This window comes from Micromonospora sp. NPDC049101 (assembly GCF_040648675.1).
In the GTDB taxonomy this organism is placed as follows: domain Bacteria; phylum Actinomycetota; class Actinomycetes; order Mycobacteriales; family Micromonosporaceae; genus Micromonospora.
This window is the reverse complement of the sequence record NZ_JBEZED010000023.1, coordinates 57,827-82,009: the sequence shown is the minus strand read 5'-3', so window position 1 is coordinate 82,009 and position 24,183 is coordinate 57,827. Positions and strand designations below refer to the sequence as shown.

At 69.0% G+C, this 24,183-nt stretch carries 20 protein-coding genes, 1 tRNA gene and 3 pseudogenes; 12 read left to right on the top strand and 12 right to left on the bottom strand.

From position 1 onward, the window contains the following. Nucleotides 1–141 precede the first annotated feature (141 nt). Nucleotides 142–2,571 (top strand): transglycosylase domain-containing protein, encoded by a 2,430-nt coding sequence (locus tag AB0B57_RS26925; RefSeq protein WP_357075466.1) that lies wholly within the window; start codon nucleotides 142–144, stop codon nucleotides 2,569–2,571. A gap of 117 nt (nucleotides 2,572–2,688) precedes the next feature. On the opposite strand, the gene AB0B57_RS26920 is transcribed toward AB0B57_RS26925, so the two are convergent. Further along, entirely contained in the window at nucleotides 2,689–3,144 is a 456-nt protein-coding gene (locus AB0B57_RS26920) for a GatB/YqeY domain-containing protein (RefSeq protein ID WP_357075463.1), read from the bottom strand. 25 nt (nucleotides 3,145–3,169) lie between these two features. Between AB0B57_RS26920 and AB0B57_RS26915 the strand changes: the two genes are divergently transcribed. Continuing rightward, complete coding sequence (locus AB0B57_RS26915) at nucleotides 3,170–4,063, top strand: metallophosphoesterase (protein ID WP_357075460.1); 894 nt, start codon at nucleotides 3,170–3,172, stop codon at nucleotides 4,061–4,063. Between the two features lie 149 nt (nucleotides 4,064–4,212). After that, nucleotides 4,213–4,289, top strand: a tRNA-Pro gene (locus tag AB0B57_RS26910). A gap of 67 nt (nucleotides 4,290–4,356) precedes the next feature. Here AB0B57_RS26910 and AB0B57_RS26905 read toward each other — a convergent pair. The 3 pseudogenes from AB0B57_RS26905 to AB0B57_RS26895 all read right to left on the bottom strand — a co-directional run. Further along, nucleotides 4,357–4,740, bottom strand: a pseudogene (locus AB0B57_RS26905) (tyrosine-type recombinase/integrase); the annotation flags it as partial. Between the two features lie 132 nt (nucleotides 4,741–4,872). Beyond that, nucleotides 4,873–6,576 (bottom strand): annotated as a pseudogene (locus AB0B57_RS26900) (P-loop NTPase fold protein); the annotation flags it as partial. A 213-nt stretch (nucleotides 6,577–6,789) separates the two neighbouring features. Next, nucleotides 6,790–7,626: pseudogene (locus AB0B57_RS26895) on the bottom strand (serine/threonine-protein kinase); the annotation flags it as partial. Between the two features lie 333 nt (nucleotides 7,627–7,959). Here AB0B57_RS26895 and AB0B57_RS26890 point away from each other — a divergent pair. From AB0B57_RS26890 to AB0B57_RS26865, 6 genes are all read left to right on the top strand, one after another. Then, a complete protein-coding gene (locus AB0B57_RS26890; protein WP_357075456.1) occupies nucleotides 7,960–9,009 on the top strand; it encodes a hypothetical protein in 1,050 nt (349 codons plus the stop codon). Nucleotides 9,010–9,475: 466 nt separating this feature from the next. Next, nucleotides 9,476–10,351, top strand: a complete 876-nt coding sequence (locus tag AB0B57_RS26885; protein ID WP_357075453.1) for a GNAT family N-acetyltransferase — start codon at nucleotides 9,476–9,478, stop codon at nucleotides 10,349–10,351. Between the two features lie 43 nt (nucleotides 10,352–10,394). Beyond that, nucleotides 10,395–10,913 carry a hypothetical protein gene (locus tag AB0B57_RS26880; RefSeq protein ID WP_357075451.1) on the top strand — a complete coding sequence of 173 codons (519 nt, stop codon included), beginning with the start codon at nucleotides 10,395–10,397 and terminating at the stop codon, nucleotides 10,911–10,913. Between the two features lie 234 nt (nucleotides 10,914–11,147). Continuing rightward, complete coding sequence (locus AB0B57_RS26875; RefSeq protein WP_357075448.1) at nucleotides 11,148–11,714, top strand: SigE family RNA polymerase sigma factor; 567 nt, start codon at nucleotides 11,148–11,150, stop codon at nucleotides 11,712–11,714. Next, nucleotides 11,711–13,174, top strand: coding sequence for a hypothetical protein (locus tag AB0B57_RS26870; protein ID WP_357075445.1), 1,464 nt, complete (start codon nucleotides 11,711–11,713; stop codon nucleotides 13,172–13,174). Before AB0B57_RS26875 ends, AB0B57_RS26870 begins: the two co-directional genes overlap by 4 nt. 109 nt (nucleotides 13,175–13,283) lie before the next feature. Continuing rightward, the gene (locus tag AB0B57_RS26865; RefSeq protein WP_357075443.1) at nucleotides 13,284–14,108 is read left to right on the top strand and encodes a class I SAM-dependent methyltransferase; all 825 of its coding nucleotides are present in this window, start codon (nucleotides 13,284–13,286) and stop codon (nucleotides 14,106–14,108) included. Between the two features lie 191 nt (nucleotides 14,109–14,299). Here AB0B57_RS26865 and AB0B57_RS26860 read toward each other — a convergent pair whose 3' ends face one another. Then, entirely contained in the window at nucleotides 14,300–14,773 is a 474-nt protein-coding gene (locus AB0B57_RS26860) for a hypothetical protein (protein ID WP_357075440.1), read from the bottom strand. Nucleotides 14,774–14,923: 150 nt separating this feature from the next. On the opposite strand from AB0B57_RS26860, the gene AB0B57_RS26855 reads away from it, so the two are divergent. Beyond that, nucleotides 14,924–16,207, top strand: coding sequence for an MFS transporter (locus tag AB0B57_RS26855; RefSeq protein WP_357075437.1), 1,284 nt, complete (start codon nucleotides 14,924–14,926; stop codon nucleotides 16,205–16,207). A 232-nt stretch (nucleotides 16,208–16,439) separates the two neighbouring features. Here the strand turns inward: AB0B57_RS26855 and AB0B57_RS26850 are convergent, their stop codons facing one another. After that, nucleotides 16,440–18,146 (bottom strand): bifunctional metallophosphatase/5'-nucleotidase, encoded by a 1,707-nt coding sequence (locus AB0B57_RS26850; protein ID WP_357075434.1) that lies wholly within the window; start codon nucleotides 18,144–18,146, stop codon nucleotides 16,440–16,442. Between the two features lie 258 nt (nucleotides 18,147–18,404). Here AB0B57_RS26850 and AB0B57_RS26845 point away from each other — a divergent pair, with 258 nt between their 5' ends. Then, on the top strand, nucleotides 18,405–19,202 hold the full coding sequence (locus AB0B57_RS26845) for an alpha/beta fold hydrolase (RefSeq protein WP_357075431.1): 798 nt from the start codon (nucleotides 18,405–18,407) through the stop codon (nucleotides 19,200–19,202). A gap of 55 nt (nucleotides 19,203–19,257) precedes the next feature. Here the strand turns inward: AB0B57_RS26845 and AB0B57_RS26840 are convergent, their stop codons facing one another. The 6 genes from AB0B57_RS26840 to AB0B57_RS26815 all read right to left on the bottom strand — a co-directional run bounded on the left by AB0B57_RS26840 (nucleotide 19,258) and on the right by AB0B57_RS26815 (nucleotide 22,449). Next, entirely contained in the window at nucleotides 19,258–19,917 is a 660-nt protein-coding gene (locus AB0B57_RS26840; protein ID WP_357075428.1) for a histone deacetylase, read from the bottom strand. A 10-nt stretch (nucleotides 19,918–19,927) separates the two neighbouring features. Beyond that, entirely contained in the window at nucleotides 19,928–20,707 is a 780-nt protein-coding gene (locus AB0B57_RS26835) for a phosphodiesterase (RefSeq protein ID WP_357075425.1), read from the bottom strand. Nucleotides 20,708–20,795: 88 nt separating this feature from the next. After that, the gene (locus tag AB0B57_RS26830; RefSeq protein WP_357075422.1) at nucleotides 20,796–21,296 is read right to left on the bottom strand and encodes a hypothetical protein; all 501 of its coding nucleotides are present in this window, start codon (nucleotides 21,294–21,296) and stop codon (nucleotides 20,796–20,798) included. Next, nucleotides 21,293–21,883: a CDP-alcohol phosphatidyltransferase family protein gene (locus AB0B57_RS26825; RefSeq protein ID WP_357075419.1), complete on the bottom strand. Its 591-nt coding sequence runs from the start codon at nucleotides 21,881–21,883 to the stop codon at nucleotides 21,293–21,295. Before AB0B57_RS26825 ends, AB0B57_RS26830 begins: the two co-directional genes overlap by 4 nt. Then, nucleotides 21,880–22,107 (bottom strand): hypothetical protein, encoded by a 228-nt coding sequence (locus tag AB0B57_RS26820; protein WP_357075416.1) that lies wholly within the window; start codon nucleotides 22,105–22,107, stop codon nucleotides 21,880–21,882. The genes AB0B57_RS26825 and AB0B57_RS26820 overlap by 4 nt, the downstream gene beginning before the upstream one ends. Continuing rightward, complete coding sequence (locus AB0B57_RS26815) at nucleotides 22,108–22,449, bottom strand: helix-turn-helix domain-containing protein (RefSeq protein WP_357075413.1); 342 nt, start codon at nucleotides 22,447–22,449, stop codon at nucleotides 22,108–22,110. Between the two features lie 206 nt (nucleotides 22,450–22,655). Here AB0B57_RS26815 and AB0B57_RS26810 point away from each other — a divergent pair, with 206 nt between their 5' ends. Then, a complete protein-coding gene (locus AB0B57_RS26810) occupies nucleotides 22,656–24,065 on the top strand; it encodes a sensor domain-containing diguanylate cyclase (RefSeq protein ID WP_357075410.1) in 1,410 nt (469 codons plus the stop codon). The last annotated feature ends 118 nt before the right edge of the window (nucleotides 24,066–24,183 follow it).

The following is a 24,183-nucleotide window of genomic DNA, read 5'->3' as shown; positions in this document are numbered from 1 at the left end:
GGAGACTCACGCCAGGTCACCCGCAACCGAGCACCGGGGGTCGTGCGTTTAGCACAACGAGGGCAGCGCGCGCAGGAAATGGGGAAAGAACGCCCCAGCGCCCCTCGTTCCCTACTCGCGTACCCTGTCGAGGTGACCTGGATGCGGAAACGTGACCACAATGTGCTGACCAACGCCGCATCGCTGCTGGTGTGCGGCCTACTGGCCGGTGTGGTGGTCGCTGCGGCGGCCTTCCCCGCGGTGGCGATGTCCGGCCTGGCCGCCAAGGCCGGCGCCGAGACATTCGGCGCCCTGCCCACGGAGCTGACGGTGGCCCGCGCGCCACAGATCAGCTATCTGCTGGCCTCGGACGCCAAGACACCGCTCGCGACGATGTACGACGAGAACCGGCGCGACGTGAAGCTCGCCGACATCTCTCCGTACATGCAGAAGGCGATCATCGCGGCCGAGGACCATGAGTTCTACAAGCACAACGGCGTCGACATCAACGGTGTCGCCCGCGCGTTCGTCAACAACCAGGGCGACGGCGGTCGGCAGGGCGCTTCGACGCTGACCATGCAGTACGTCCGCCTGGCCATCGCGTACTCGGCCACCCACCCGGCCGACGTGGTCGCGGCGACCGAGGACACCAGCGCCCGCAAGCTCCGGGAGATGCGGCTGGCCCTCCAGGTCGACAAGGAATTCTCCAAGGACGAGATCCTCACCCGCTACCTCAACCTCGCCTCGTTCGGCAACGGCGCGTACGGCATCTACGCCGCCAGCCAGGTCTACTTCGGTAAGCCGCCGAGCAAGCTCAAGATCGAGGAGGCGGCGCTGCTGGCCGGCATGGTCAAGGCGCCCACCACGAACGACCCGACCACCGAGACGGGTTACCCGCTCGCCAAGGACCGGCGCGACTACGTCATCCAGAACATGGTCGACATCAAGGCCATCACCCAGCAGGAGGCCGATGCGGCCAAGGCCGTCGAGCTGAAGGTGAAGGACAAGCGCACCCCGAACGGCTGCATCGCCGCGAACGTCAACAGCTGGGGCTTCTTCTGCGACTACTTCTACCGCTGGTGGATGCAGCAGGAGACGTTCGGCTCGACCACCTACGACCGGGAGCGGCGGCTGAAGAGCGGCGGCTACACCGTCGTGACCTCGATCGACGTCCAGGCGCAGAAGGGTGCCGACAAGGCGGTCCGCAAGTCCAAGAGCGAGAAGAGCAAGGAAGCCGCCATGGTCGCGGTGGTCGAGCCCGGCACCGGCCGGGTCCGGGCGCTCGCGGTCAACCGCCAGTTCAAGCTGGACGACCCGAAGAACCCGACGAACAAGATCTCCAGCGATCCGGCGAAGAGCCGGAGGGGCATCCGGGGTAACTACCCGGCGACGGTCAACCCGCTGCTCAGCGGCGGTGACGGCATCACCGGTTACCAGGCCGGCTCGACGTTCAAGATCTTCACCATCTTGGCGGCACTGGAGAAGGGCATCCCGCTCAGCTACAGCTTCAACGCGCCGCAGCAGTTCAAGTCGGAATACATCATCGACCCCAGCAGCAAGGCGGCGTGCCCCGGCACCCACTTCTACTGCCCGACCAACTCCGGTCTGAAGGCCGGCGGCGTCCAGAACATGTGGACCGCGTTCGCCCAGTCGGTCAACACCTACTTCGTCCCGCTCCAGCAGCAGGTCGGCGCGGAGAACGTGATCGACGCCGCCAAGCGGGCCGGCATCCAGTTCCGCACCGATGAGGATCTCCGACTCAGTGGCACCAAGCAGGACGCGCACCAGTGGGGTGCCTTCACCCTCGGTGTCGCGCAGACCACCCCGCTGGACCTGGCCAACGCGTACGCGACCCTGGCGGCCGACGGCAAGTACTGCGAGCCGATCCCGGTGCAGGAGATCCGCGACCCGGACGGCAACAAGCTGGACATCGCCAACCCGCGCTGTGAGAAGCGGTTCAGCACCGACGTGGCCCGAGCCGCCGTGGACGCCGCCCGCTGCCCGGTCGGCGACAACTCCGAGACCAGCAAGTGCGGCAGCAGCCGCACCGCCGGCGGAGTGAAGGGCATCGTCGACGCGCCGGTGGCCGGCAAGACCGGCACCACCGACTCGGAGAAGACCGCCGCCATCGTCGTGATGACCAAGCAGTACTCGGTGGCCGGCATCATGGCCGACCCGGACTGGCCGCAGACGAACGTCCAGATGAAGCACAGCGAAAGGGACGGCATCAACCCGCCGGTCTACGAGACGCTGCGGGACGCCATGAAGAACAAGCCGCGGATCAACTTCGAGCCGCCGGGCCAGAAGATCTCCGAGGGTGACCAGCGCAGCATCCCCGACGTGAAGTGCCAGCCGGTGGACACTGCCAAGTCCCGGATCAAGGGTGCCGGCTTCGAGCCGGTCGTCTCCGAGGCCAAGGTGCCGTCCACCTGCCCGGCCGGCACCGCCGCCGGCACCAGCCCGGACGGGCGCACCATCAAGGGTGGCGTGGTCACCATCCAGGTCAGCAGCGGCGGTGGCGGCGGCACACCGGGCAACCCCGGTGCTGGCGGGCAGCCCGGCGGTCGACCCGGGGGCCGTCCCGGCGGCTGAGTGGACGAGTAGGACACGACGGGCGGGCACCCACCACGGGTGCCCGCCCGTTTCCGTTCGTCCGGACCAGCAGCACCCGCCCCCGCTCCGGGGAACGCCGGCCGGGATGCCGCCGGGTCAGAGGCCGAGCTGTCGGCGTACCTCGGCGGCCACCCGACCACCCTCGGCCTGGCCCGCCACCGCGGCCTGGGCCGCCTTCATGGCCGGGCCCATCTGGGCCTTGCCGGTGAAGCCGCCCGCGGCGAGCGCCCCCGACACCAGCTCGGTCAGCTCGGCGTCGGAGAGCTGCTTGGGCAGGTAGCGGTCCAGCACCTCCCCCTCGGCGCTCTCCTTGGCGGCCTGCTCGGCGCGGCCGGCGTCGGCGAAGGCGGTGGCCGCCTCCCGGCGCTTCTTGGCCTCCTTGGTCAACACCGCGAGCACCTCGTCATCGGAGAGCTCGCGCTTGGCCTTGCCGGCGACCTCGGCGGTGCCGACGGCGGCCAGGGCCATCCGCAGCGTGGAGGTGGTCAGCTCGTCGCGCGCCTTGAGCGCGGAACGCATGTCGGCGGTGAGGCGGTCCTTCAGCGTGCTCATGGACGGTCAAACTACCCTGAACGGCATGCGAAAGCGCACACTATTCCGGCTTGCTGCCGGAACCGCCACGGTCGGCGCGGCCACCCTCGCGTACGCGTCGCTCATCGAGCGCAACATGTTCACCCTGCGGCGGTACGACGTGCCGGTGCTGCCGGCCGACGCGGAACCGCTGCGCGTGCTGCACCTGTCGGACCTGCACATGATGCCCGACCAGGCGCGTAAGCAGCGCTGGGTGGCGTCGCTGGCCGCCCTGGACCCCGACCTGGTGGTGGTGACCGGCGACAACATGGCCCACCCGGGCGCGGTCCCCGGAGTGCTGCGGGCCCTGCAACCGCTGCTGGACTATCCGGGCGCGTTCGTGTTCGGCTCCAACGACTACACCGGGCCGGTGCTGAAGAACCCCTTCACCTACTTCCTGCCCGACCGGGAGTACACCGAGGGCGTCGAGCTGCCCTACGAGGAGCTGCGCCAGGTGTTCACCGGCGCCGGCTGGGCCGATCTCAACAACGCCCGGACCACGCTGAAGGCCGGCGGCCGGCAGCTCGACCTGGTCGGCGTGGACGACCCGCACATCGACCGGGACGACTACCCCACCGTTGCCGGGGCGGTCTCGTCCTCGGCCGACCTGTCCATCGCGCTGACGCACTCCCCCGAGCCACGGGTGCTCGACCAGATGGCCGCCGACGGCTTCGGGCTGCTGCTCGCCGGGCACACCCACGGCGGTCAGGTCTGCGTACCGGGGTACGGGGCGCTGGTGACCAACTGCGGCCTGCCCCGCTCGATGGCGCGCGGTCTGCACCGCTGGCCTGGCTCGGACTCGTGGCTGCACGTCTCCGCCGGCCTCGGCACCCACCCGACCGCCCCGATCCGCTTCGCCTGCCCCCCGGAGGCCAGCATCCTCACCCTCATCCCCCGCTGACCGCCCCCAGGGCCGGCGCAAGATCTACACAACGCGGTCTGCCGTGCGGCAGCAACGTCGCCGAAGTTGTGCGGATCTTGGGGGTCCGGGCGGCGGGGGTACCGAGTTTGACCATCCGGGCGGGTGGGCTACTATTTGTCGGCACGCCTCGGGGTGTGGCGCAGCTTGGTAGCGCGCTTCGTTCGGGACGAAGAGGTCGTCGGTTCGAATCCGGCCACCCCGACCAGAGGCCAGAGGGCACATCCGATCCATGGATGTGCCCTCTAGTGCTTCCTGGGTGACCAACTGAGTGACTACGCCTCGCCGATCGGCGCGAAGATGCGGTCCATGACCGCCGCGCCCTGGAGCACCACCGGCCGGAGCTGGTGACGGTAGACCAGCTCGGTAACGGTGATGCCGGAATGCCCGCGCAGGTCGGCGATGTCCTCCAGGCTTACCCCGCTGTCAGACAGCAACGACACGAAGCTGTGCCGCAGCTCACGAGTTGTCCACGCAGCCGGATCGAGGCCGGCCAGGGTGACGGCCCTGCGGACGTTGGCCGCATCAAGGGCAGTGCCGACAGTTGAGGCGAAGACCAGCCCGAGCGGCTGCCAGTCCTTGCCGGCAGTCTTGCGCTCCTGGCGGTGGCGGTGATGAGTCAGCGCGGTAACGCACCGGGTAGGTAGTGCCCGGCTCCGTCACCACGAACTCATTGTGCATGGCGCATGAGACGTTCAACGCACCCACCCCGTGCTTGGCTCTCCCCAGAGAGAGGTCAGAGCGCAGGCCAGGCCGCCGCGGCCAAAGCGGGCTGCTGCTCGGCGTACTTCCTAAAGCAGAGCATCGGCCAACTTGCCCACCTCTAAGCCCTCTGGCTCCAGCAGGACTTTCCGGAGACCCTTGGTTGCTTTTCGATGCTCAGCACTATTCAGACCGAGATCGCTGACGCCTTTGTCCCACTGTATTTGATCACTTGCACCCTCGGCCAGAGTGAGGAGCCCGCACTTACCGTTTTTTACAGTTGAGAGCAGACGCACCGTTGCCGGCCACCGCGTCAATATTTCAGCGAAGACCACCAGGCTCTTAGCTACCTCGACGCACTCTGCCAACTTCGCGTGACTTCCAGTCCGGAGCCACAATCTAAGGTAGAACTGCCAGACGGTCAGAAGCCTCTTCGTCTCACGCCCCGAGGTATCGTCGTACCGAGCCAATCTCTGCCGGATATAAGATCTGACCTCGGGGTGGCGCTCCAACGCCATCACGCTTACGTCTTCGATACGCGACATAGCCGTACTCACGGAGGGCCGCGCCCGAAAGTCAGAACCTGACCTTGTGCCGTCAATCTCGCTTTGAGCGCCTTGGCCCGCATCGCCGCTTCGACCACGAGAATTTCCCTGGATAGGGCCAAGGAGATCGATCAGGTAAATATCCAGCATTTCGCTTCTAACTCGCGGCAGGACGACTGGGAGGTGGGTGAGCTTGCGGAGGAAACTCCAACCCGCACTCGGATCGTCACCGAACCGCGTAACGCTGTCGCCCCTTCGGCTGTAGAACTCATCAAGCTGTCCCGCCACGATCGCCTGGTCAAGCCCGATAACGATGCGACACCCACCGAGCGCCCCAGAAGTGAATAAGTTGATCGCCTGTAGGACTTCGACTGACCCTTCTGGCCCGCATCTGTCCAAGTCGTCAATGAAAAGAACTAGCTCACGACCAGCATCATTCAACAGATCCAATACGACTTTGACATCGTGCTGCACAAGATAGAGACTTCCGGACTGCGCCCAATGCAAGGGGTCGCTCAGGACCTGCCCTGCGGATTTTTCGATCATTCCATTCCCAAGAACCGGACCCGTGAACATCTCCTCAGGCAGAAAGGCCGACGCTCTACCGAAGAAATAGCGCAGCCCGCTATGAATTGCCCCGACAAGGAGAATCAATAGCGGCAGCAGCCAAGCCCAGCGGCTGGCCGCAGCACCCCACAGCCGCCACGTGCTTTCTGGGCGCATTAACTGCACCACGAGTGGGACCAAAAGGCCGAAGATGGAAATTTTCAGAAGCGGTGAGGCGACTCCATTCCACAGAGCCCGCCGCAGTCGCGTTGTGTCGAGCCGCTCCGCGTTGCGCGCGAACCAGAATCTACGCTGAGCGTTGCTACTTGGCAAGATCGATGGGACGACCGCCTGGGTTATCACTTTGGCCAGGCTGGCCCAAACCTGCTCACTAGTCTGATGAGCCCACGGTTCGAACAGTGCGGTGACGGGTGGTGGATTCATCGCCAACTCATCGTCGACGCCCGCTCTAGTGCCTACTGGCCACGGCGCAGCGTTTGGGGTTCTCCAGACGCCGAGAAGCCTGTGCGCTCCCGCTGGTGTCAAACGGGCAGATCTCTTTGCTTCAAGCATTCGGAGCCAGCGTGACCGACTGCGACTAGTGGCGTATTCCCATTCCGCAGACCTCTGATCTATCCGTTGTTTCACCAAATGCATGACCGTAGTCTTTCCAGAACCCCAAGGACCATCCACCGTGACTACTTGAGGCCCGCTTCCAGAATCATCTGGAGTAACTAGGGGATTCGGATGAAATATCTCGGCCAGCACATCGACAATCGGCTCCCTGCCGAGCAAGTCTTGGTCGGCAGGCGAATCGGTGAAACCTCTGGTAGATACGCCCGGCCGATCGATGGATATCGGGCCCGCCGGTAGATCAGTCCGGTCCGGCTCTTCCCAACGATACCCATGCCGTGGCGGAGAGAGCTGAGTTGCCTCCAGCCCGCCTGCAATTGACCGAAGGGTCGGTTCAACTTCAACCGCAGTTAGCCTGCGTTTGTAGTTGCGATCCAAGAGCCCGCTAAGCAGCGGCTGAAGAGGGCCAGCACGACGCATTGGGTCCGGGGGCTCCGTTGCAAGCGCGCTAAGAGTCGCCATGGCATTCGCACGCGCATAGGGCGATTGCCCCTCTACGGCTGCGTAAAGTGTTGCACCCAGCGACCACAGGTCAGTGCTGGTGGTAGATACGCCCGACCTTGCACGCTCGGGGGCAACAAATTGGGGCGAACCCAGAACTGTACCTGGACCAGTCATCGCCTCATCCCCGTTCTCGAATGTAGCGAGCCCGAAGTCAGTCAGGACTACCCGGCCATCATCGGCGACGAGTACGTTATGCGGCTTAACATCACGGTGCAACACTCCAGCGGCATGCGCTGCCCGCAGCGCCGCGAGAACTGCTAAACCAACCCGGGCCGTCCGTTCAGGGCTCAACGGGCCATCGGCGGACAGAATTTGCTGCAACGAACGCGACGGTACGTATTCCATAACAATCCACGGACTACCACGATCGAACACAACATCATAAGTCCGGATGATGTTGGGGTGAGCGAGTCTCGCGGCAGTGCGCGCCTCACGCAGAGTGCGTAGACTCAACTGTTCTCGCTCAGCCTTCGCTAGCCAACTAGGAGGTATGACTTCCTTGGCTGCTATGTCGCGTTGCAGCAGTTCATCGCGAGCGAGCCAAACTCGACCCATTCCGCCAGTCCCGACAAGGTCCAGCAGGCGGTAGCGCCCCGCAATGAGCATCTGTTGCATCAAGGTCCTTAAGGGACTCGCAGGTGCCGAGGGACGCCATCTTCGGCTTCTGACATCGACATACACGATATCTGCTGCCCACAAGTACCACGTCGGCGGCTAGCTCCGCCCCCGGGAGCCGGGTTCGTGCCGGTCGAGGTTGGGTCAACTGCGCCACTGTGGCGGTGTCCGTCGGGGGTGCGGTCCGCGACACAAACGCCGACTCCGTCTGTTCCGGCAGCGTCCGAACGTGCGTCAAGGTCTGCTTGACGTCACGGGCCGGGCGGCGGCCCGCTCCCCGAAGGGCGGGTCGGCGGCAGACAGTGAGGCGGAGGAGGCGCTACGTTGGTTGACATGCCGGTCGATCAGGACGTTCTTCGTCGCCTTGCGTTCATCCGCTACCTACATACTCTCGGCATCGAACAGGCGCGCTTGCCGGTGCCCTTATCGTCAGCGAGCCTTCTTATGCTGCATGACGCCGTGGAGGGTTTTTTGATCCTGGCCACGGACCGTCTTGGAGCAAAGGCTTCTCCAAATTTCGAGAAGTACTGGGAGACGTTGAGCCCGCACCTGCCGGATGGTGTCGACCTTGCTGTCCAACAGGGTATGAAGCGCTTGAACAAAGCCCGCGTCAACCTCAAGCACTACGATGCTCGCCCCGACCCTGCAACCATCGACATGGCAGTGGCCGACACGGCCACGTTCATGGCGGCGAACACCATTTTGGTCTTTGGCGTCGACTACGACACTGTTTCGATGGCGGACGTGATCAGTCAAGCCCCAGTTCGTGATCTGGTACGAAAGGCTGAGGCAGCGAGCGAGGCTGGCGACCAAACAGCAGCGATGATAGTTTTGGTCGATGCGCTGAATGATCTCTTCGACCCGCATTCGCCAAAGCCGTGGGGCCTTGCTACGTCACCACTCATGTTTGGCAGAAAGATCGATCGTGCAATGTCCGAGGGCCTGATCGAGAGGATGTTGCGGCCGCTCGCGACTGACCGGTTTGGCGCTGGGAGGGACGCGTCAACCTTAGCGGCTCAAATCGCCCAAGTGACTGAGGTTTCAAAGACGCTGCAAGATGCGATGCGGATGGTTTCGCTCGGACTGGATTTCGCTGAGTACCAGAGGTTCCGTAGCTTGACCCCGACGAGGTCTGTGTTTGGGGACATGCGACGGGAGTACAAGGCTCCACGCGGCTACGCCCCGACCCGTGACGACTTCACGTTCTGCCACCAATTTGTGGTGACCGCATCTCTGCGACTGGCGGCTGCGGAGGCGAATCTCGCTCAACCGGCGTGGATCCCGACCGACAAGCCAGTGTGGCAGGTCGAGTACGAGACCGTCGCTGAAATGCGGGAGGCTGAGGACGATGGGACTGTTACGGCTGCGTCTGCCACTGCATAGCCGCAGGCACCTGGGTGGCCAACTGGGTGACGACGGACGCGAGCAAGGACGGACGCCGGTGGACGCTGACGGACCGTTGGGACAGGTCAAACGGGATGTTTGCTCAGCTCATCGGCGGTTGATGGTTCCTTCGGGACGAAGAGGTCGTCGGTTCGAATCCGGCCCCCGACCAGAGGCCAGAAGGCCAGGTGAGATCGCCTCTCACCTGGCCTTCTGTCATTCCTCCCGGCGCTCTTCCCATCGACCCAGGCCGGCACCTAATCTGCTCGTGCCCATGACCCGCGCCACCTCGTTGACCGGTACGCCGCCCGACACAGCCAGGTCGCGTACGAGTGCCGCAGATCCTGGAACCGAAGCCCGCCCCGGGCCATGCGTGAGACGCGAGCCCTCGCTTCGCTAGCCTCTGCACGTGTTCTCCTACCGCGCTATCGCCCCCGCGGACCTTGACCGCGTGACCCCGTGGATCGTGACCGAGCCTGTTGGGTGGATCCCCGCCGACCGTTACCTGGCCGACCTGGCCGAGGACATGTACCGGCCGGAGTGGACATGGATCGCCGAGCGCGCCGGCGAGGTCGTGGGACGGGCACTGTGGTGGGGGCCGAAGGGCAGCCCGCATCCGGTCGCGCTCGACTGCCTCGACGTGGATCCAGCCGTGGGCGACCGTGTCGCCGTCGCCGCCGCGCTGGTCAGGGCCGCGCTGGCCGGGTTCCCGGAGCCGGTGCAGTACATGATCGAGGTCACCGTTGGCTGGCGTGACGATCCGGTCACCTTGGCGGCCGTCAAGTGGCGGCGGGCGTCGGCGCATGCGGCGGGCCTCACCCGCGAGGTGGAGCGGCTGCAGTTCGAGTGGGCACCCGCCGACGGGGTGCCCGGCGCGGCCGGCAGGTTGCGGTTCACCGAGGCATCCGACGAGGAGTTCCTCGGGTTGTTCAGGAGAATCGCCGAGGGCAGCCTGGATGCCCAGACCCGTGCGGACCTGGCCGCCAAGGGTGTGGACGCGACCGCGCGCGAAGAGATGGACTTCTATCTCAGGGCGCCGGGCAAGCGGGAGTGGTGGCGGATCGCCTACACGCGCGAGGGCGAGGTGGCGGGCATGGCGATTCCCTCCGCGACCCCGTACAACGTGAACGTCGGCTATCTCGGGGTGGTGCCGGAGTTCCGCGGGCGCGGCTACGTGGACGAGGTGCTCGCCGAGATCACCCGCCTGCACGCGACCAACGGGGAGTCGCGCATCACCGCCACCACCGACATGGGTAATGCGCCTATGGCGGCCGCTTTCGCTCGCGCCGGATACCGCAACACGGGGGTCCGGATCAACTTGTCCAACGACGTCCAGCCCTAGACGAGCATCGCGCCCCAGCGCCCAGCGGCGTACCGTGCTGCCGGTGTCCGACCAGCCGGCGCCGAAGCCCAGCCGCAAGGCCACTGTCGCTCTCGTCCTGGCCAGCCTGAGCCTCGTGCTGTCTTTGGTCACGTGTGGATTCGTGGCCGTGACCGGGCTTGAGGATCTTGATGATTCGCTTCAGTCGCCGCCGCGGCCAGCGAGTGCGTCGGAGGTCGAAGCCTTCGCCCACGTGACCTTCCCGCCTGGCACGGTGCTCCTCTCGGCCGCCCAGAGCAACGGACTGGAGACCTACCTGTCGGCGAGGTTCCGAATCCCTCGCGCGGCCCTCGACACCTTCCTGACCGACGGAGATTTCGCCGCCGGGTTGACCCCCGGGCTACGCGTCGTCACCAAGCAGGACGACGTCGGCGGAGGAGACACCTGGCACCCGGAGACGGCTGTGCGGGTCTCCGGAATCAGCGAAGAGGCACCGGGGCCCAACGGCACCTACCGTCGCCTGCTGGTGGACCTCGACAGGGAGGACACCGTGACGGTCTTCCTCCACGCGAGCAAGCCCTGACAGCCGAGGCTCACGCCGACGGCTGACGGCTCGCGCCCCACGTCCACGCATCACCGTGGACGTGCGGGTGTCGGCCGGCCAGCCAGCCGCCGGCGCTCATCCCGGGCGGTCGACAGTGCGCCGCCCGCGTCGAGTGCCGTGAGGTGCTGGAATTTCACGACGTGTCCGCGGCCGGCCTTCAACCTATCGACCCTCGACGGAGTCGTGATGGGTAACCAACCAAGGCGGGGGCTGATGGCAGTTGACGACGAGCATTTCCGAGAGTTCGTCGAGACGCGCTACATGGATCTCCTGCGCGTGGCGTACCACCTCACCGGGTCGGCGCAGGATGCCGAGGATCTGGTGCAGTCGGCGCTGGTGAAGGTGATGCGTCGGTGGCGTCGGGTCGACGACCCGATGGCGTACCTGCGACGGGTCATGATCAACCACCACATCAGCAGTTGGCGCCGCCACCGGGTGCACGAGGTGGTGACGTCGATCCTGCCGGACCGGTCCACCCGGGACATGACGGAGGCGGTGACCGAACGACACGCCCTGTACGAGGCGATGCGGGAGCTGACGCCCCGCACCCGGGCCGTGATCGTGCTCCGGTACGTGGTCGATCTGCCGGAGGTGGCGGTCGCCGCCGCCCTGGGCTGCTCGGTGGGGTCGGTCAAGAGCCGGGCGTCGAGAGGTCTGGCACGCCTGCGTCTGGCACTGGCGTCGGACGCGTCGTCGCCGGCAGAGGTGCCGACGACGGCCTCAGCGGCGGCCGATCCAGTACCGACCGGGACGACGACGATGACGGGGGCAACACCATGACTGTCGACGAGGAACTGGGCCGGGCCCTGGCCGAGCTGGGCAGGACCCTGACCCCGCAGCCGGATCCGTACGGTCGAGCCAGGGCGCGTTACCGACGGGACCGGCAGCGCCGCCGCAATGGGCTGGCCCTCGCTCTGGTGGTCTGCCTGGGCGGAGCGGCCTTCGCGATCGCCGACCCGGGCCGAACCACCCAACCGCCACCGGCAGCCGCGACCGAGTCCATCGCACCCGCGCTGGCCTGGTCGGACAAACTCCTCCAGTCGCCACCGCGCGGCGTCGTCGGCCAGGACAGCGGCTATGTCCGCCAGCTCTCCGAACTCCTGTTGGCCGCGCAGCGCCGGGGAGGCTTTCCCCGGGTGACGTTGCCGTTGAACGTGCTGGACACGCCGACCACGGTGAAGGTGCTGTTCGTCGACGACATCGGCGGCCGGCGGATCGCGCTCGCGGCCTTCGTCCGTGACCGGCCCGAGCCGGCCACCGACTGGTCGGGCCCCTCCGTGTGGCTGGTCGCCGACGAGGGTGCCGACGCCGACAAGCTGGCCAGCCCCGCCGCCGTACACAGCTTCGGCGACGGCCTGCAACCCTACGAGAGCCTCGCCCTGGACGCCCCAACGTCCATCCACGTGGCGATCGCACCCGCCGGGTGTGTCTTCCTCACCTCACCGTTGCCCAACGGCAGGGCGTTCCGGTGGACCCCGGAGCCGACCGGGTCCTACCTGATCCGTACCCCGCAGACCCAGCGGCCCGAGTGGTGGCGGGTCGACTGCGGCGCGGTGACGCGCAAGACAACCCCGGGTCCGGGTTCGCTGGCGCCCGAGCCGATCACCGACGCGCAGTTCGCGACCGCGATGTCCCGCGTACGCGGCGCTGTCCCGGAGCGGCGCGCCCGACCGCTGCTGTCGTCGTACGCCAAGTCGGAGGGGTACCGACTGACCGCCCTGCCGAGCGCGGTCTGGGGCGGGCAGGTCGCCGGCCTCCCCGCCCGCGCCGCCGGCGGATCGCCGGGCGCCGACGGGCACTCGTTGTACAGCGGCAAGGCGACGGTCCTGGCTGCTCCCGCGGCCGGCGGCGGCTGGGCCGGCGAGGTGACGATCGACCTCGATCAGCCACGGCCCGACGGCGTGGTCGGCACCAGCGCCACCTTCACCGTCCCGACGGACCCGACCGACCCCGCGAGCATCCTGGTTGTGTCGATCGGCAACGACGTCGGCGGCGGCGAGGGCGAGCGGTCCCTGCTGGTGGTGACGCCGGCGGCAGCCACCCAGGTACGAGTGGTGCAGGACGGGCGCGCGCGGACGACTGCGGTCAGCGGCTGCGGGGTGGTGTTGACCGTGCCCCACTCCGTGCCGGGCCTCGTCGTCGAGGCGCTCGACGCGTCCGGCCGGACGCTCGCCACCGGTCAGGTGGCCCGAGAGGGTGCGCCGTCGACACTTGAGACGGACACCTGGAACCAGGACTGAGCGTGCCCTGCCTGCCGAAACCACCGCCAACATAGGTACTTCTGCCGATCCCCCGAGGCGGTCAGCCACCTAGTGTCGGCTGCACCACTACCGTCTGAGGGGGACGCAGATGACCACCGCACTCGACTTCGACGCCGTGAAGACACGCCAGCAGGTGACCTGGGCCAGCGGCGACTACGGTGCGGTCGCCGCCCTCATCCATCCGATCTCCGAGTCGCTGGTGACGGCGGCCGACCTGTCGGCCGGTGCCCTCGTGCTGGACGTGGCGACCGGCTCCGGCAACGCCGCCATCGCCGCCGCCCGCTGCGGCTGCGTCGTGACCGGCGTCGACTACGTACCCGGGCTGTTGGAACGGGGTCGTCAGCGGGCGGCGGCGGAGCGGCTCCCGGTCGCCTTCGTGACCGGCGACGCGGAGCACCTGGCGCATCCCGACGGGACCTTCGACGCGGTGCTCTCCGTCGTCGGCGTGATGTTCGCCCCGGACCAGCAGCGGGCGGCTGCCGAGCTGGTCCGGGTCTGCCGCCCAGGCGGCACGGTGGCGCTGGCCTCGTGGACGCCCCAGGGATTCATCGGCGAGTTGTTCCGCACGGTGGCGCGGCACGTGCCGCCACCGCCGGGGCTACGCGCGCCCGTCGAGTGGGGCGACGAGGCCCGGGTCCGCGAGTTGCTCGGCGGGGCCGTGGGCGACCTGCGGACGGTACGCCGGGAGTTCGTCTTCCGCTTCGGCACACCCGAGGAGTTCGCCGACTTCTTCCGGGCCAACTACGGGCCGACGTTGAAGGCGTTCGAGGCGCTGCCCGAGGAACGGCGACCGCAACTGCACGCCGACCTGGTCAAGCTGGCGCGTACGCACAACCGAGCCACCGACGGCACGGTACGGATCCCGGCGGAGTATCTGGAGGTCGTGGCGCACCGGCTCGCCGACTCGGCCTGACGCCACCCCGCCACCGCTTCGATGACGCCGAACCGACCGAGGCGGCTGGGCCTTGGCCGCGCGACGTACGGCGGTCAGCCGACACCGAGGTCAGGGCCCTCGGCCGCCGGACGCACCACAGGCAGGTGGGGGGCCTCGGCCGCCGGACGCACGGCGGGCGGCCGCGACGCTGAGGCGGCCGCCTCCGCCGGTCAGTCCTGTCGTTCGGTGCGCTCGATCTCGGCGAACGCGGCCGCCAGGTAGTCGTTCAACGGCACGCTTGTCGTTGCCAACAGGTCGGCCACCAGGAGCGGGGCGTGCCGGGCCAGCGCCGACGCGTCCGGAGGCGACTCGTCGCTCTCGGGGTCGTACACGCCGAGGGCGCCGGCCAGCAGGACGAGCACCACGTGCGGGTCCACGTCCGAACGCCACCGCGCCGCGCCCTGCACGCAGCGGGTCAGCACCTGACGGATGTCGTCGCCGGTCAGCCCCTCCGGATGACTCTCCTCGAGCAGCAATCGGACCACCGCGCCGAGCACCAGGCCGGAACGCTCGTCGGCGGCAAGGTCACCGATCGCCTCCTCGTACGCCTGACCGTCGCGTGCCTGGGCGGCGGCGACGGCCGCGGTGGCGGTCACCGCGATGGCGCGGGCGGGAGCGGGCAGATGTCGCCAGGTGCCGGTCATCGGGCCAGCATCGCAGACCCGGCGGACACCGACGGACGCCACCAAACCGAATGGATCATCGTGGGATTGGTCACCTGACGCCTCCGGCGACGGCTGGGCGCGGCCAAAACGGTTCGCGTGCTGTCACACCTGGCGAACAGAATGCCGGACATGCTGCGTCGTGCCCTGCCCCGCCGAACGGAAGCCCGCCGGATCCTGCTCGGCACCCTGCTGTCGGCGATCGGGCGCGGTCTGACCCTGCCGTTCCTGTTCATCTACCTGACCGACGTACGTGGGCTCACCGACGCCCGCGCCGGGCTGGTGATCGGCTGGTACGGCGTGGTCACCCTGGCGTTGTCGCCGCTGGGCGGGACGCTCATCGACCGGATCGGCGCCCGCCGGGTGGTGGTGCCCTGCCTGCTGATCGAGGCGGTCGGCACCGGCTCGCTCGCACTGGTCCACTCGACCGGTTCGGCCCTGCTGGTGATGACGGTGATCGCCATCGGCAGCTCGGCGATCTGGTCCGGGCAGAACACGATCCTCGCGTCGTTGACCGACGACGGCGAGCGGCAACGCGTCTTCGGGCTGAACTTCGCCCTGCTCAATCTCGGTATCGGCATCGGTGGCATGACCTCCGGCGCGATCGTCGACACCGCCCGGCCGGGCACCTTCCAGGCGATCTACCTACTGGACGCGGTGACCTACCTACTGCCGGCGCTGATCCTGCTCACCCTGCCCGGCGTGGGTCACCGACTCGGCAGCCGTCGCGGCGTCGACGAACCATCACCCGGCGGCTACCTGACCGTGCTCCGCGACCGCCCGTTCCGACGGCTGGTGATCTTCGGATTGGTCCTCACCACCTGCGGCTACGCGCAGGTCGAGGTGGGCTTCGCCGCGTACGCGGTGCGAGTGGTCGAGGTGAACCCCCGGGTCGTGGCCTGGGCGCTCGCGGCCAACACCCTGATGATCGTGCTCGCGCAACTGCTGGTGATCCGCCGGATCGAGGGGCGCAGCCGCACCCGGGCGCTCGCCGTGGTGGGGGCGGTGTTCGCCGCCGCCTGGCTGGTCCTCGGCGCGGCCGGCCTGGTCACCCGCGAAAGTGCCCTGCTCGCCGCCGTGTGCGTGGTGGCCTGCTCGGCGATCTTCGGCTTCGGCGAGACGATGCTGTCGCCGGTGATGCCCGCGCTGACCAACGCGCTGGCCACGGACGAGCTACGCGGTCGGTACAACGCGATGAGCTCGATGATCTTCGGAATCAGCGGCGTGATCGGCCCGGTGACAGCCGGCCCACTCATCGGCGCCGCCGACGGCAGAGTCTGGGTGGCGACGGTGGTCGGCGGTTGCCTGGTCGCCTCGCTGGTCGCGCTCTCCCTGCGCCGGCTCCTCAGCGCCGAACAGGACGGCCTCGCGACCACCGCCCCGGCATCCCCCGCCCCCGCCCCCACCCCAGTCTGACCTCGAACACCCCCGCGTCTCGGCGCCCCGGCGCCCCGGCGGGCGCGGTGCGGGCGCGGGCACGAGCACCGCACGAGCACGGGCACGGGCACCGCACGAGCACGGGCACCGCACGAGCACGGGCACCACACGAGCACGGGCACCGCACGAACGCGGGCACCGCAGACAACGTCGAGAACGGGTCGGGCCCCGGAGCGGGTGCTCCGGGGCCCGATGATCGCGGGGTCGGCCGTCAGGCGGCGGGAACCTCGGCGGTGGTGCGGATGCGGTCCAGCGTCGGTGCGGCGACCGGCGACTGGGCGGTCAGGTACGCCACGAACGCGTCCAGGTCGATCTGGCCGGTGACCTGGTTGGTCCCGCCGGTGAGGGCGCTGAAGCCGTCGCCTCCGCCGGCCAGGAAGTTGTTCACCGTCACCCGGTAGGTGGCGGCGGTGTCGACGGCGGTCCCGCCGAGGGTGAGGCTGCCCCGGACCACACGGGTGCCGGCGCACGGGTCGGCCACCGTGCCGGTGGTGCCGTTCGGGTCGACCACATAGCCCACGGTCGACGACGGGTACAGCGTGCGGTTGGTGACGAACTGCTGTTCCAGGACGCAGTAGAGCTGTGCGCCGGTCAGGTCCAGTGTCACCAGGTTGTTGGTGAACGGCTGCACCGTGAACGCCTCCTCGTAGGTGACCGGGCCGGCGTCGAGGTCGGCCCGGACCCCGCCGGGGTTCATGAAGGCGGCGACCGCGCCCTCTTCGTCGTCGGTGGCGGCGAGTTGGGCGTCGGCGATCAGGTTGCCCAGTGGGGATTCGCCCAGACTCGTACCGAAGAGGGTTTCCTGGCTCCGGGTGATCGCCTGGCTGGTCACGCCGACCTGGCGGCCGGCGACCGGGCCGAGCACCGTCTTGTAGTGGTTGATCAGTGCGGTCTGCTTCGGGTCCTTGGCCACGTCGCGGGTGACCACGACGTTGTTCGCGGCGGCGGAGACGACGTCACCGGACCGGCGGTCGATCTTGAGGTCGATGTCGGTGACCAGGCGACCGAACGAGCTGGCGCTGGTGACCAGCTTGCCGTTGATGTCGCAGTTGTACGCCTGGTGGGTGTGCCCGCTGACCACCACGTCGATCGACGGGTCCATCCGGTTGGCGATGTCCACGATGGGCCCGGTCATGCCGACGCAGTCGTTGATGCCACCGGTCGCCGCCTGGGTGCCGCCCTCGTGCAGCAGCACGACGATCGCCTGTACGCCCTTGCGGCGCAGCTCACGAGCGTACCGGTTGGCGGTGTCCGCCTCGTCGGCGAAGGTGAGGCCGGCGACGCCCTGCTGGCTCACGATCTGCGGAGTGCCCTCCAGGGTCATCCCGATGAAGCCGACCTTGACGCCCTGCACCCTGTGGATCGCGTACGGTGCCAGCAGCGGCTTGCCGGTGGCGGTCTTGAATGCGTTCGCGGACAGGTACTTGAAGCCGGCGCCCCGGTAGGGGGTGCCGTCGGCGCAGCCGTCCACCGGGTGGCAGCCGCCGTTCTGGATTCGCAGCAGCTCGGCGGCGCCCTCGTCGAACTCGTGGTTGCCGACGCTGGCGTAGTCCAGCCCGGCCATGCTCAGCGCCTCGATTGTCGGCTCGTCGTGGAACGCGGCGGAGAGCAGCGGGGACGCGCCGATCAGGTCGCCGGCGGCGACGGTGATGGTGTTCTTCTTCTTGGCGGCGGCGCGCAGCTCGGCCAGGTGGGTCGCCAGGTATTCGACGCCGCCCGCGGTCTGCCCGGCGATGGTGCCACTGGACCCGGTCGGCGGTTCGAGGTTGCCGTGGAAGTCGTTGAGGGCCAGCAGGGTGACGTCGACTGGCTTCGGTCGTGCGTCGGCCTGCTCAGGGCTGGTGGCGACCGCACCGAACGCGGCCACCGCGAGCGCGGTCAGGCCAACAGCGGCCCGTCGCATCCCGGTTATGTACATGGATCTCCTTGTGAGAATCGGTGCCCGCGGGGCCCGGCCGCTGGGTCGACCGGGCCGCCGCGCGACACCGTCGTAAGGGTCGCGGTTGGCGGCGGTTAGGGGATGGCCGCCTGCCCCGACAGCCTCTCATCCGGACGCCGCCGGGTCGACCCGGAGCTGCGGGTACGCCTGCGACAGGCGGTTACCGCGGTCTGGCAGACATCGTCGTACCCAGGGTCTAGAAAGGACGGGATGGTGAGCGCGGACGGAGGCAGCATCGTGAGCGAGACGACACCGACGGTGGAGCAGGTGCGATCGGCGGACGGCACGCCCATCGCGTTCGAACGGTCCGGCACCGGGCCCGCGATCGTCCTGGTCGGCGGCGCGTTCAGTGATCGTGGTGCGACTCGCGAGCTGGCCGCGGCGTTGGCACCGGATTTCACCGCTTTCGGCTATGACCGCCGAGGGCGGGGCTTCAGCGGCGACACCGCGCCCTACGAGATCGGTCGCGAGATCGACGACCTGGCGGCCCTGATCGCGGCGGCCGGTGGCTCCGCCGCCGTCTACGGGATCTCCTCCGGCGCGGTGCTGTCCGCCCTCGCCACCGCGCAGGGCCTTCCGGTGACCAGGTTGGCCCTGTTCGAGCCACCGTTCCAGGTCGGTCCGCACGTGGGCGTCTGGAGGGATCTCACCGCGCGCCTCATCGAGCTGATCGCCGCCGACGACAGGGACGGCGCGGTGCAGCTCTTCCTCAGCGACTCGGTGGGGCTGCCGGCGGAGGAGATCACCAGGATGCGGTCGCAACAGATGTGGGGCGGGCTTACCGCAATCGCGCACACCCTGGTGTACGACTCGATCGTCACCGCCGGGGGGCGACTGCCGGCCGACCGGCTGGCGGCCATCACCGTGCCGACGCTCACCGTGCACAGCACCGGCAGTCCACAGTGGCTGCGGGACGCGAGTGGGGCCGCGGCCGAGGCGGTTCCGGGCGGCCGGTCCATCAGCCTCGACGGTGGCTACCACGACGTGCCGCCGGCAACGCTGGCTCCCGCGCTGCGCGAGTTCCTGCTCGGTTGACGGCCACCGACCCAACGGGCCAACCGACCCAACGGGTCAGCCCGCGGCCAACGGGTCAGCCGGCGGCCAACGCCTCGGTGACCAGGGCGGCGACGGCGTCGGGCGGCCAAGCATCGGCCACACCGGGTCGGGCGGCCAGATAGCTGGTGATCCGCTCGGCTGGCCAGCCGTGTGCCTCACGCAGACCGCGGGCGATCATGCCGAGGTAGCTGGGCGCGGGTGGCCGGCACCGCACGGCCGACGCCCCCTCGGGCGCGGTGAAGGTGAGCAGGGGGACGCCGCCGTGGCTGCCGGGGCAGACCAACGTCTCGTACCGCCCGGGGCCGAGTGTCGCCCGCCCGCTGGCGACGGCCACCTCGATCGCGGCGTCGGTCGCGGGGATCAGGTCCGGGACCAGGTCGGCGGCACCCGCCGGGCGGTACATCTCCTGGGCGGCGATGTCGGCGAACTGCTCCCTGGTGACCAGGTAGGCGCGGGCCGCGGCCTGGCCTGGCAGGTGCGGATCGTAGAAGGCCATGCCTCCGGTCCAGGCGCGGGACTCGCCGGCGAAGTAGATCCCGCCGGGCAGCGACACCGGGACCGACCGGCTCGGTGGGCGCCGGTCGCGGCAGCCCGGGTACGTCCGCCTCCCACCGGGCGGGCAGCCGCCACCGATGTACCACGCCAGGCGGGCGGCGTGCATGTTCGAGCCGTACGCGACGTACCAGAGCACCACGACGGCGTCCTCAGGACGTGCAGGTCTGACCGGCCGAGTGGCTCACCTGCACGGTGTGTGTCACGCAGCCACCCGCCTCGACCAGGTGCAGCAGGAAGGCGGTTGGCTCCTCGACCCAACCGATCTGGTCGTCGGCGCTCATGGTGAGCGTGGCCTGCCTCCACGTGCTGGGTGCCACGGTGAGCACCGTGCCCGCGTACCCGGTGGTGACCGGGCGGTGCAGGTGGCCGGCGGCTACCCGGACGACGTGCGGGTGTCGCCTGATCACCTCGGCGAGCGCGTCACCGTCGGCGAGGCGGATGGTGTCGGCCACGGGGATGCCGACCGCGACGGGCGGGTGGTGCAGGCAGAGCACGGCGGGCACCTCGGGTCGCCCGGCCAGCACCCCGTCGAGCCAGCCGAGCTGTTCCTCGCCGAGTTGGCCGCCGTCGCTGCCGGCGACGAGCGAGTCGAGCACCACGACAGTCGCCGCCTCGTGGTCGACGTGGTAATAGGCGGAGAAGCCGCCGCCGAGCCACGGTGTGCCCCCGAAGGCGTCGAGCAGTGCCTCACGGTCGTCGTGGTTGCCGGGGGCCAGGTAGACCGGCAGCGGGAACCGGCCGATCAGCTCGCGCAGCGCCTCGTACTCGTCCGGCCGGCCGTGATCGACCAGGTCACCGGTGATCACCACGCAGTCGGGGCGGGGCCGCAACGCCAGCACCCGGCCGAGCGCACGGTGCAGCCCGGCGGCCGGCGCGGCGGCGAGCAGACCGGTGGTCAAATGGGGATCACTGAGCTGAGCGATGAGCATGGGCGGCTCGCCTCCTCGGTGTCGAGGGCTTCACGCTATCGCCGGGGCGCGCAGTTGCGGGGGTGACCAGATCGGCCCTGGCACCGTTTCAGTAGCCGGCGAGCTGCGGGGCCAGCGCGATCGTGACGAAGCGGATCGCCCGGCCCAGCAGGCACGTCAGGGCGAAGGCGGCCGGGCGCATGGGTGTGCGTCCCAGGTAGACGCTGGCGGCCAGCAGCGGTGGAAGGCCGGTGACGGCGCTGACCAGGAGCATGCCGTTGGACTGGCGGGGGCGTTCCAGCACCTCGACGAGTCGCGCTCCGGCCGCCTTCGGACGCGCCAACATCGTGCCCAGTCGGCCCGGTTGCCGCGGCGCGGTGGTCGGACGTCCGCTGAGCCGCTGTCGCAGCCACGTCGAACGGATCGCGCCGCGCGCACCGAGGAAGATCAGGACCTTGCCGACGGTCTGACCGGCAGCGGCGGCCACGCCGAGCGCCACGGGCGGCGTGCTTGTCGTCGTCACGGCCGCGATCAGGTACGGCTCGGCCGGGGTGAACGGCAGGAAGGCCGACAGCAGCCCGACGGCCGCAGCCATCAGGACGGCGATCATGGCCGGGTGGGTGGAAGGCCCGCCGGGAGCCTGGCGGCGCAGATCAACGAGACGACCTTCACCGCGGCGACCGCGAGGGCGAACGTGACGGCCACGGCCATCGGCGCGAAGATCGCCAGCAGCACCACCGCGGCGGTGTTCAGCGCCTTCGCCGGGGGAGACCAGTTCCACAGGTAGATGCGGTGGTCGACGCTGGCGAAGTAGTTCGGGCTGAGCAGTGGCCACCGCAGGAACATCAGGCTCAGCAACTGGTCGATGACCATGAACTGGACCAGGAACACCGCGATCGGCAGGGCCGTGGCCGGCCGCAGCACGATCAGCGCGGCGGCACAGGCCGACGTGCAGGCACGGTCCGCGACGATGTCGAAGACCGCTCCGGTACGCGTCTCCTGGCCCAGCGCCCGCGCGGCGACACCGTCGAGGATGTCGCCGATCCAGTAGACCAGGTAGGCGGCGATCAGCAGGTGCGCGCTGCGGTGACTCAGCGCCGCCACGGCGAGCCCGACGGCACCGGCCGTGCGTACGGCGGTGATGGCGTTGGGGACGTTGAGCAGCGTGACCGGCGGGCTGAGGCTGAGGGTGGTCATTCGGCGTCCTTGAGGATGCGTTGCATGTCCGCGGTGCGCCGGTTCAGGTCGGTCAACTGCGCGCTCACGTCGGCGAGCAGGCGCTGCGTCTCGGCGGCCTGCTCGGCGTACTGCCGCTGGAGCTCGCCCGCCAGCGCGGTTCGTGTGCGGACGCCCGCATACCAGACACCCGAGATGATCAGGGCGGCGACGACGACGAGGAAGACCGAGGCGGTGACGTCCATCTAACTGTGTCCATTCGGTACGGCATCGCCGTCTCCGGCGGTGCTCAGGGTCGTGGCGGCGGCCGCCACCACGTTGGGCGTGAGGTGCAACGAGAACGGCGTCGTCTCGTAGTACTTGAGTGCCTTGCCGTCTTCGGACAACTCCAGGTGCGCGGTGACCAGCCCGGCCTTCTCCAGCTTCTTCAGGTGCACCTGCAGCAGTGCGCGGCTGATGCCCAGATCGCGGGCGAGCTGTGAGACGTAGACACGTCCGCCGGTCAGTGCGGCGAGCACCCGCAGTCGGTGCGGGCTGGCCAGCGCGGCGAGGACCTCGACCAGCCGATCACCGCTCAGCTCACCCATAGCTCACCTTGGCTCATGCCAACTATTATTGGCAGGCGCAAGCGGAATCGTCAACTGCCACGCCCGATGACACCGCCCACAGGCTGTGTCCACAGCCTGTGGATAGCACGTGTGTACGAAGCCCGGCCGTCCCCGCCGCCGTGAGTACGCTTGATCGCGCGGCTCGGCGCCGGCCGGGCCCCTCCCCTACCTGGAACGACGTGCGAGTGGATCATCAGCGAGTCATCCGTGACGTCACCGTCCACCTCCCGATGGCGTCGAGCGTGGCGGAAGCCTGTCGGTGGACGGTCACCGCGCTGTCCCGTCACACCCCCGCGACCATCTCCGTGCTGCTCGCGGTCCACGACCGCCTGCGCTGCGTCGCGGCGACCGGGGCGTGGCAGGTCTTCGCGACCGTGCCGGCACGAAGCGGCATCGTCGGGCGGGTGTACGCCACCGGCAGCCCCGCCGTCGTTGCGGACGTGACAGTCGACCCGGACTACCTTCCGGTACGCCCGGACGTGACCGCCGAGCTGTGCGTACCGGTGCTGGACCCGGCGGGCCGGGCGATCGGCGTGCTCGACCTGCAGTGGAGTGAGCCAGCCGACCTGGAGCTGTGGCGCGAGACGACGCAGCGGCTGGCCGACCGGCTCGGCGCGCGGATCGCCGCACTCGGCGGCCCACCCGAGGAGAGCCGCAGCGAGAAGCTGCTCCGGCACACCGCCGCACTCGCCACCGCGCTCACCGAGGCCGAGCTGATGGGCGCGGCGGCCCGCGCCGCCCGGGAGGTCTCCACCCTCTCCACCGCGGTGTTCCTGCTCGCCGACCAGCTCAGCCCATCCCCGGTGACGCCGAACGACCTGGAGACCCGGATCCGCGCCGAGCTGACCGAGGCCGGTCCGGCCGCCCTGGACCGGATGGTCGACCGGGCACACCGGTACGGCGCCGGATACACGCTGGGCGAGGCGGGGCATCCGCCGACCGAGGACTACCGGCCGCTGACCCGGGCGGGGGTGCAGACGCTTGTCGCCGTACCGGTCGGGCCGCCGGAGGCCGGCGGGGTGCTGCTGGTCGCCGACGAACGCGCCCTGCGCCCGGACCCGACCACGGTCAGCCTGATGGAACTGCTCGCCGGGCAGGCCTGGACCAACCTCGACCGGCTCCGCACGCTGGCCCGACTACGGGAGCAGGCCAGCTCCGACCCGCTGACCGGGTTGCGGCACACCGGCCCGTTCGGGCAGCGGATCGCGGCGGCGACGCCGGGGCGTACGGCGCTGCTGGCGATCGACGTGGACGGCTTCAAGATCGTCAACGACACGTACGGGCACCAGGCCGGCGACCGGGTGCTTGTCGGGTTGGCCCGCGCGCTGGAGGAGGCGCTCCGGCACGGCGACGAGCTGTACCGGATCGGCGGTGACGAGTTCGTCGCGGTGATCGAGGTGAGCCGCCCCGAGGAGGCGGTCCGGATCGCCGAACGGCTGACCGAGGCGGCCCGACGCATCGGCCGCACGATCAGCGTGGGCGTCGCACTACCCCACCCCGGCGAAACGCCCGACCGCACTCTGAAGAGAGCCGACCAGGCCCTGTACGCGGTAAAACGCCAGGGCCGAGACGGAGTCCTCCTCTCCGCAGCCTGACCCACCCCACACCCCCCCGCCCCCGACCCCCGCCGGCGTCGATCAAGGAGTTGTGGTGCCCCGCAAAAGGCTTAGAGCTGGATAATTCACCCACCACAACTCCATGATCGACCGCGAT

Excerpts from the sequence above, each read along its gene's own strand:
- AB0B57_RS26925 (WP_357075466.1), top strand. The coding sequence starts at position 142 with ATGCGGAAACGTGACCACAATGTGCTGACCAACGCCGCATCGCTGCTG.
- AB0B57_RS26870 (WP_357075445.1), top strand. The coding sequence starts at position 11,711 with ATGACTGTCGACGAGGAACTGGGCCGGGCCCTGGCCGAGCTGGGCAGG.
- AB0B57_RS26890 (WP_357075456.1), top strand. The coding sequence starts at position 7,960 with ATGCCGGTCGATCAGGACGTTCTTCGTCGCCTTGCGTTCATCCGCTAC.
- AB0B57_RS26875 (WP_357075448.1), top strand. The coding sequence starts at position 11,148 with ATGGCAGTTGACGACGAGCATTTCCGAGAGTTCGTCGAGACGCGCTAC.
- AB0B57_RS26850 (WP_357075434.1), bottom strand. The coding sequence starts at position 18,146 with ATGTACATAACCGGGATGCGACGGGCCGCTGTTGGCCTGACCGCGCTC.
- AB0B57_RS26865 (WP_357075443.1), top strand. The coding sequence starts at position 13,284 with ATGACCACCGCACTCGACTTCGACGCCGTGAAGACACGCCAGCAGGTG.
- AB0B57_RS26835 (WP_357075425.1), bottom strand. The coding sequence starts at position 20,707 with ATGCTCATCGCTCAGCTCAGTGATCCCCATTTGACCACCGGTCTGCTC.
- AB0B57_RS26920 (WP_357075463.1), bottom strand. The coding sequence starts at position 3,144 with ATGAGCACGCTGAAGGACCGCCTCACCGCCGACATGCGTTCCGCGCTC.
- AB0B57_RS26915 (WP_357075460.1), top strand. The coding sequence starts at position 3,170 with ATGCGAAAGCGCACACTATTCCGGCTTGCTGCCGGAACCGCCACGGTC.
- AB0B57_RS26825 (WP_357075419.1), bottom strand. The coding sequence starts at position 21,883 with ATGACCACCCTCAGCCTCAGCCCGCCGGTCACGCTGCTCAACGTCCCC.
- AB0B57_RS26855 (WP_357075437.1), top strand. The coding sequence starts at position 14,924 with ATGCTGCGTCGTGCCCTGCCCCGCCGAACGGAAGCCCGCCGGATCCTG.
- AB0B57_RS26820 (WP_357075416.1), bottom strand. The coding sequence starts at position 22,107 with ATGGACGTCACCGCCTCGGTCTTCCTCGTCGTCGTCGCCGCCCTGATC.
- AB0B57_RS26830 (WP_357075422.1), bottom strand. The coding sequence starts at position 21,296 with ATGATCGCCGTCCTGATGGCTGCGGCCGTCGGGCTGCTGTCGGCCTTC.
- AB0B57_RS26815 (WP_357075413.1), bottom strand. The coding sequence starts at position 22,449 with ATGGGTGAGCTGAGCGGTGATCGGCTGGTCGAGGTCCTCGCCGCGCTG.
- AB0B57_RS26860 (WP_357075440.1), bottom strand. The coding sequence starts at position 14,773 with ATGACCGGCACCTGGCGACATCTGCCCGCTCCCGCCCGCGCCATCGCG.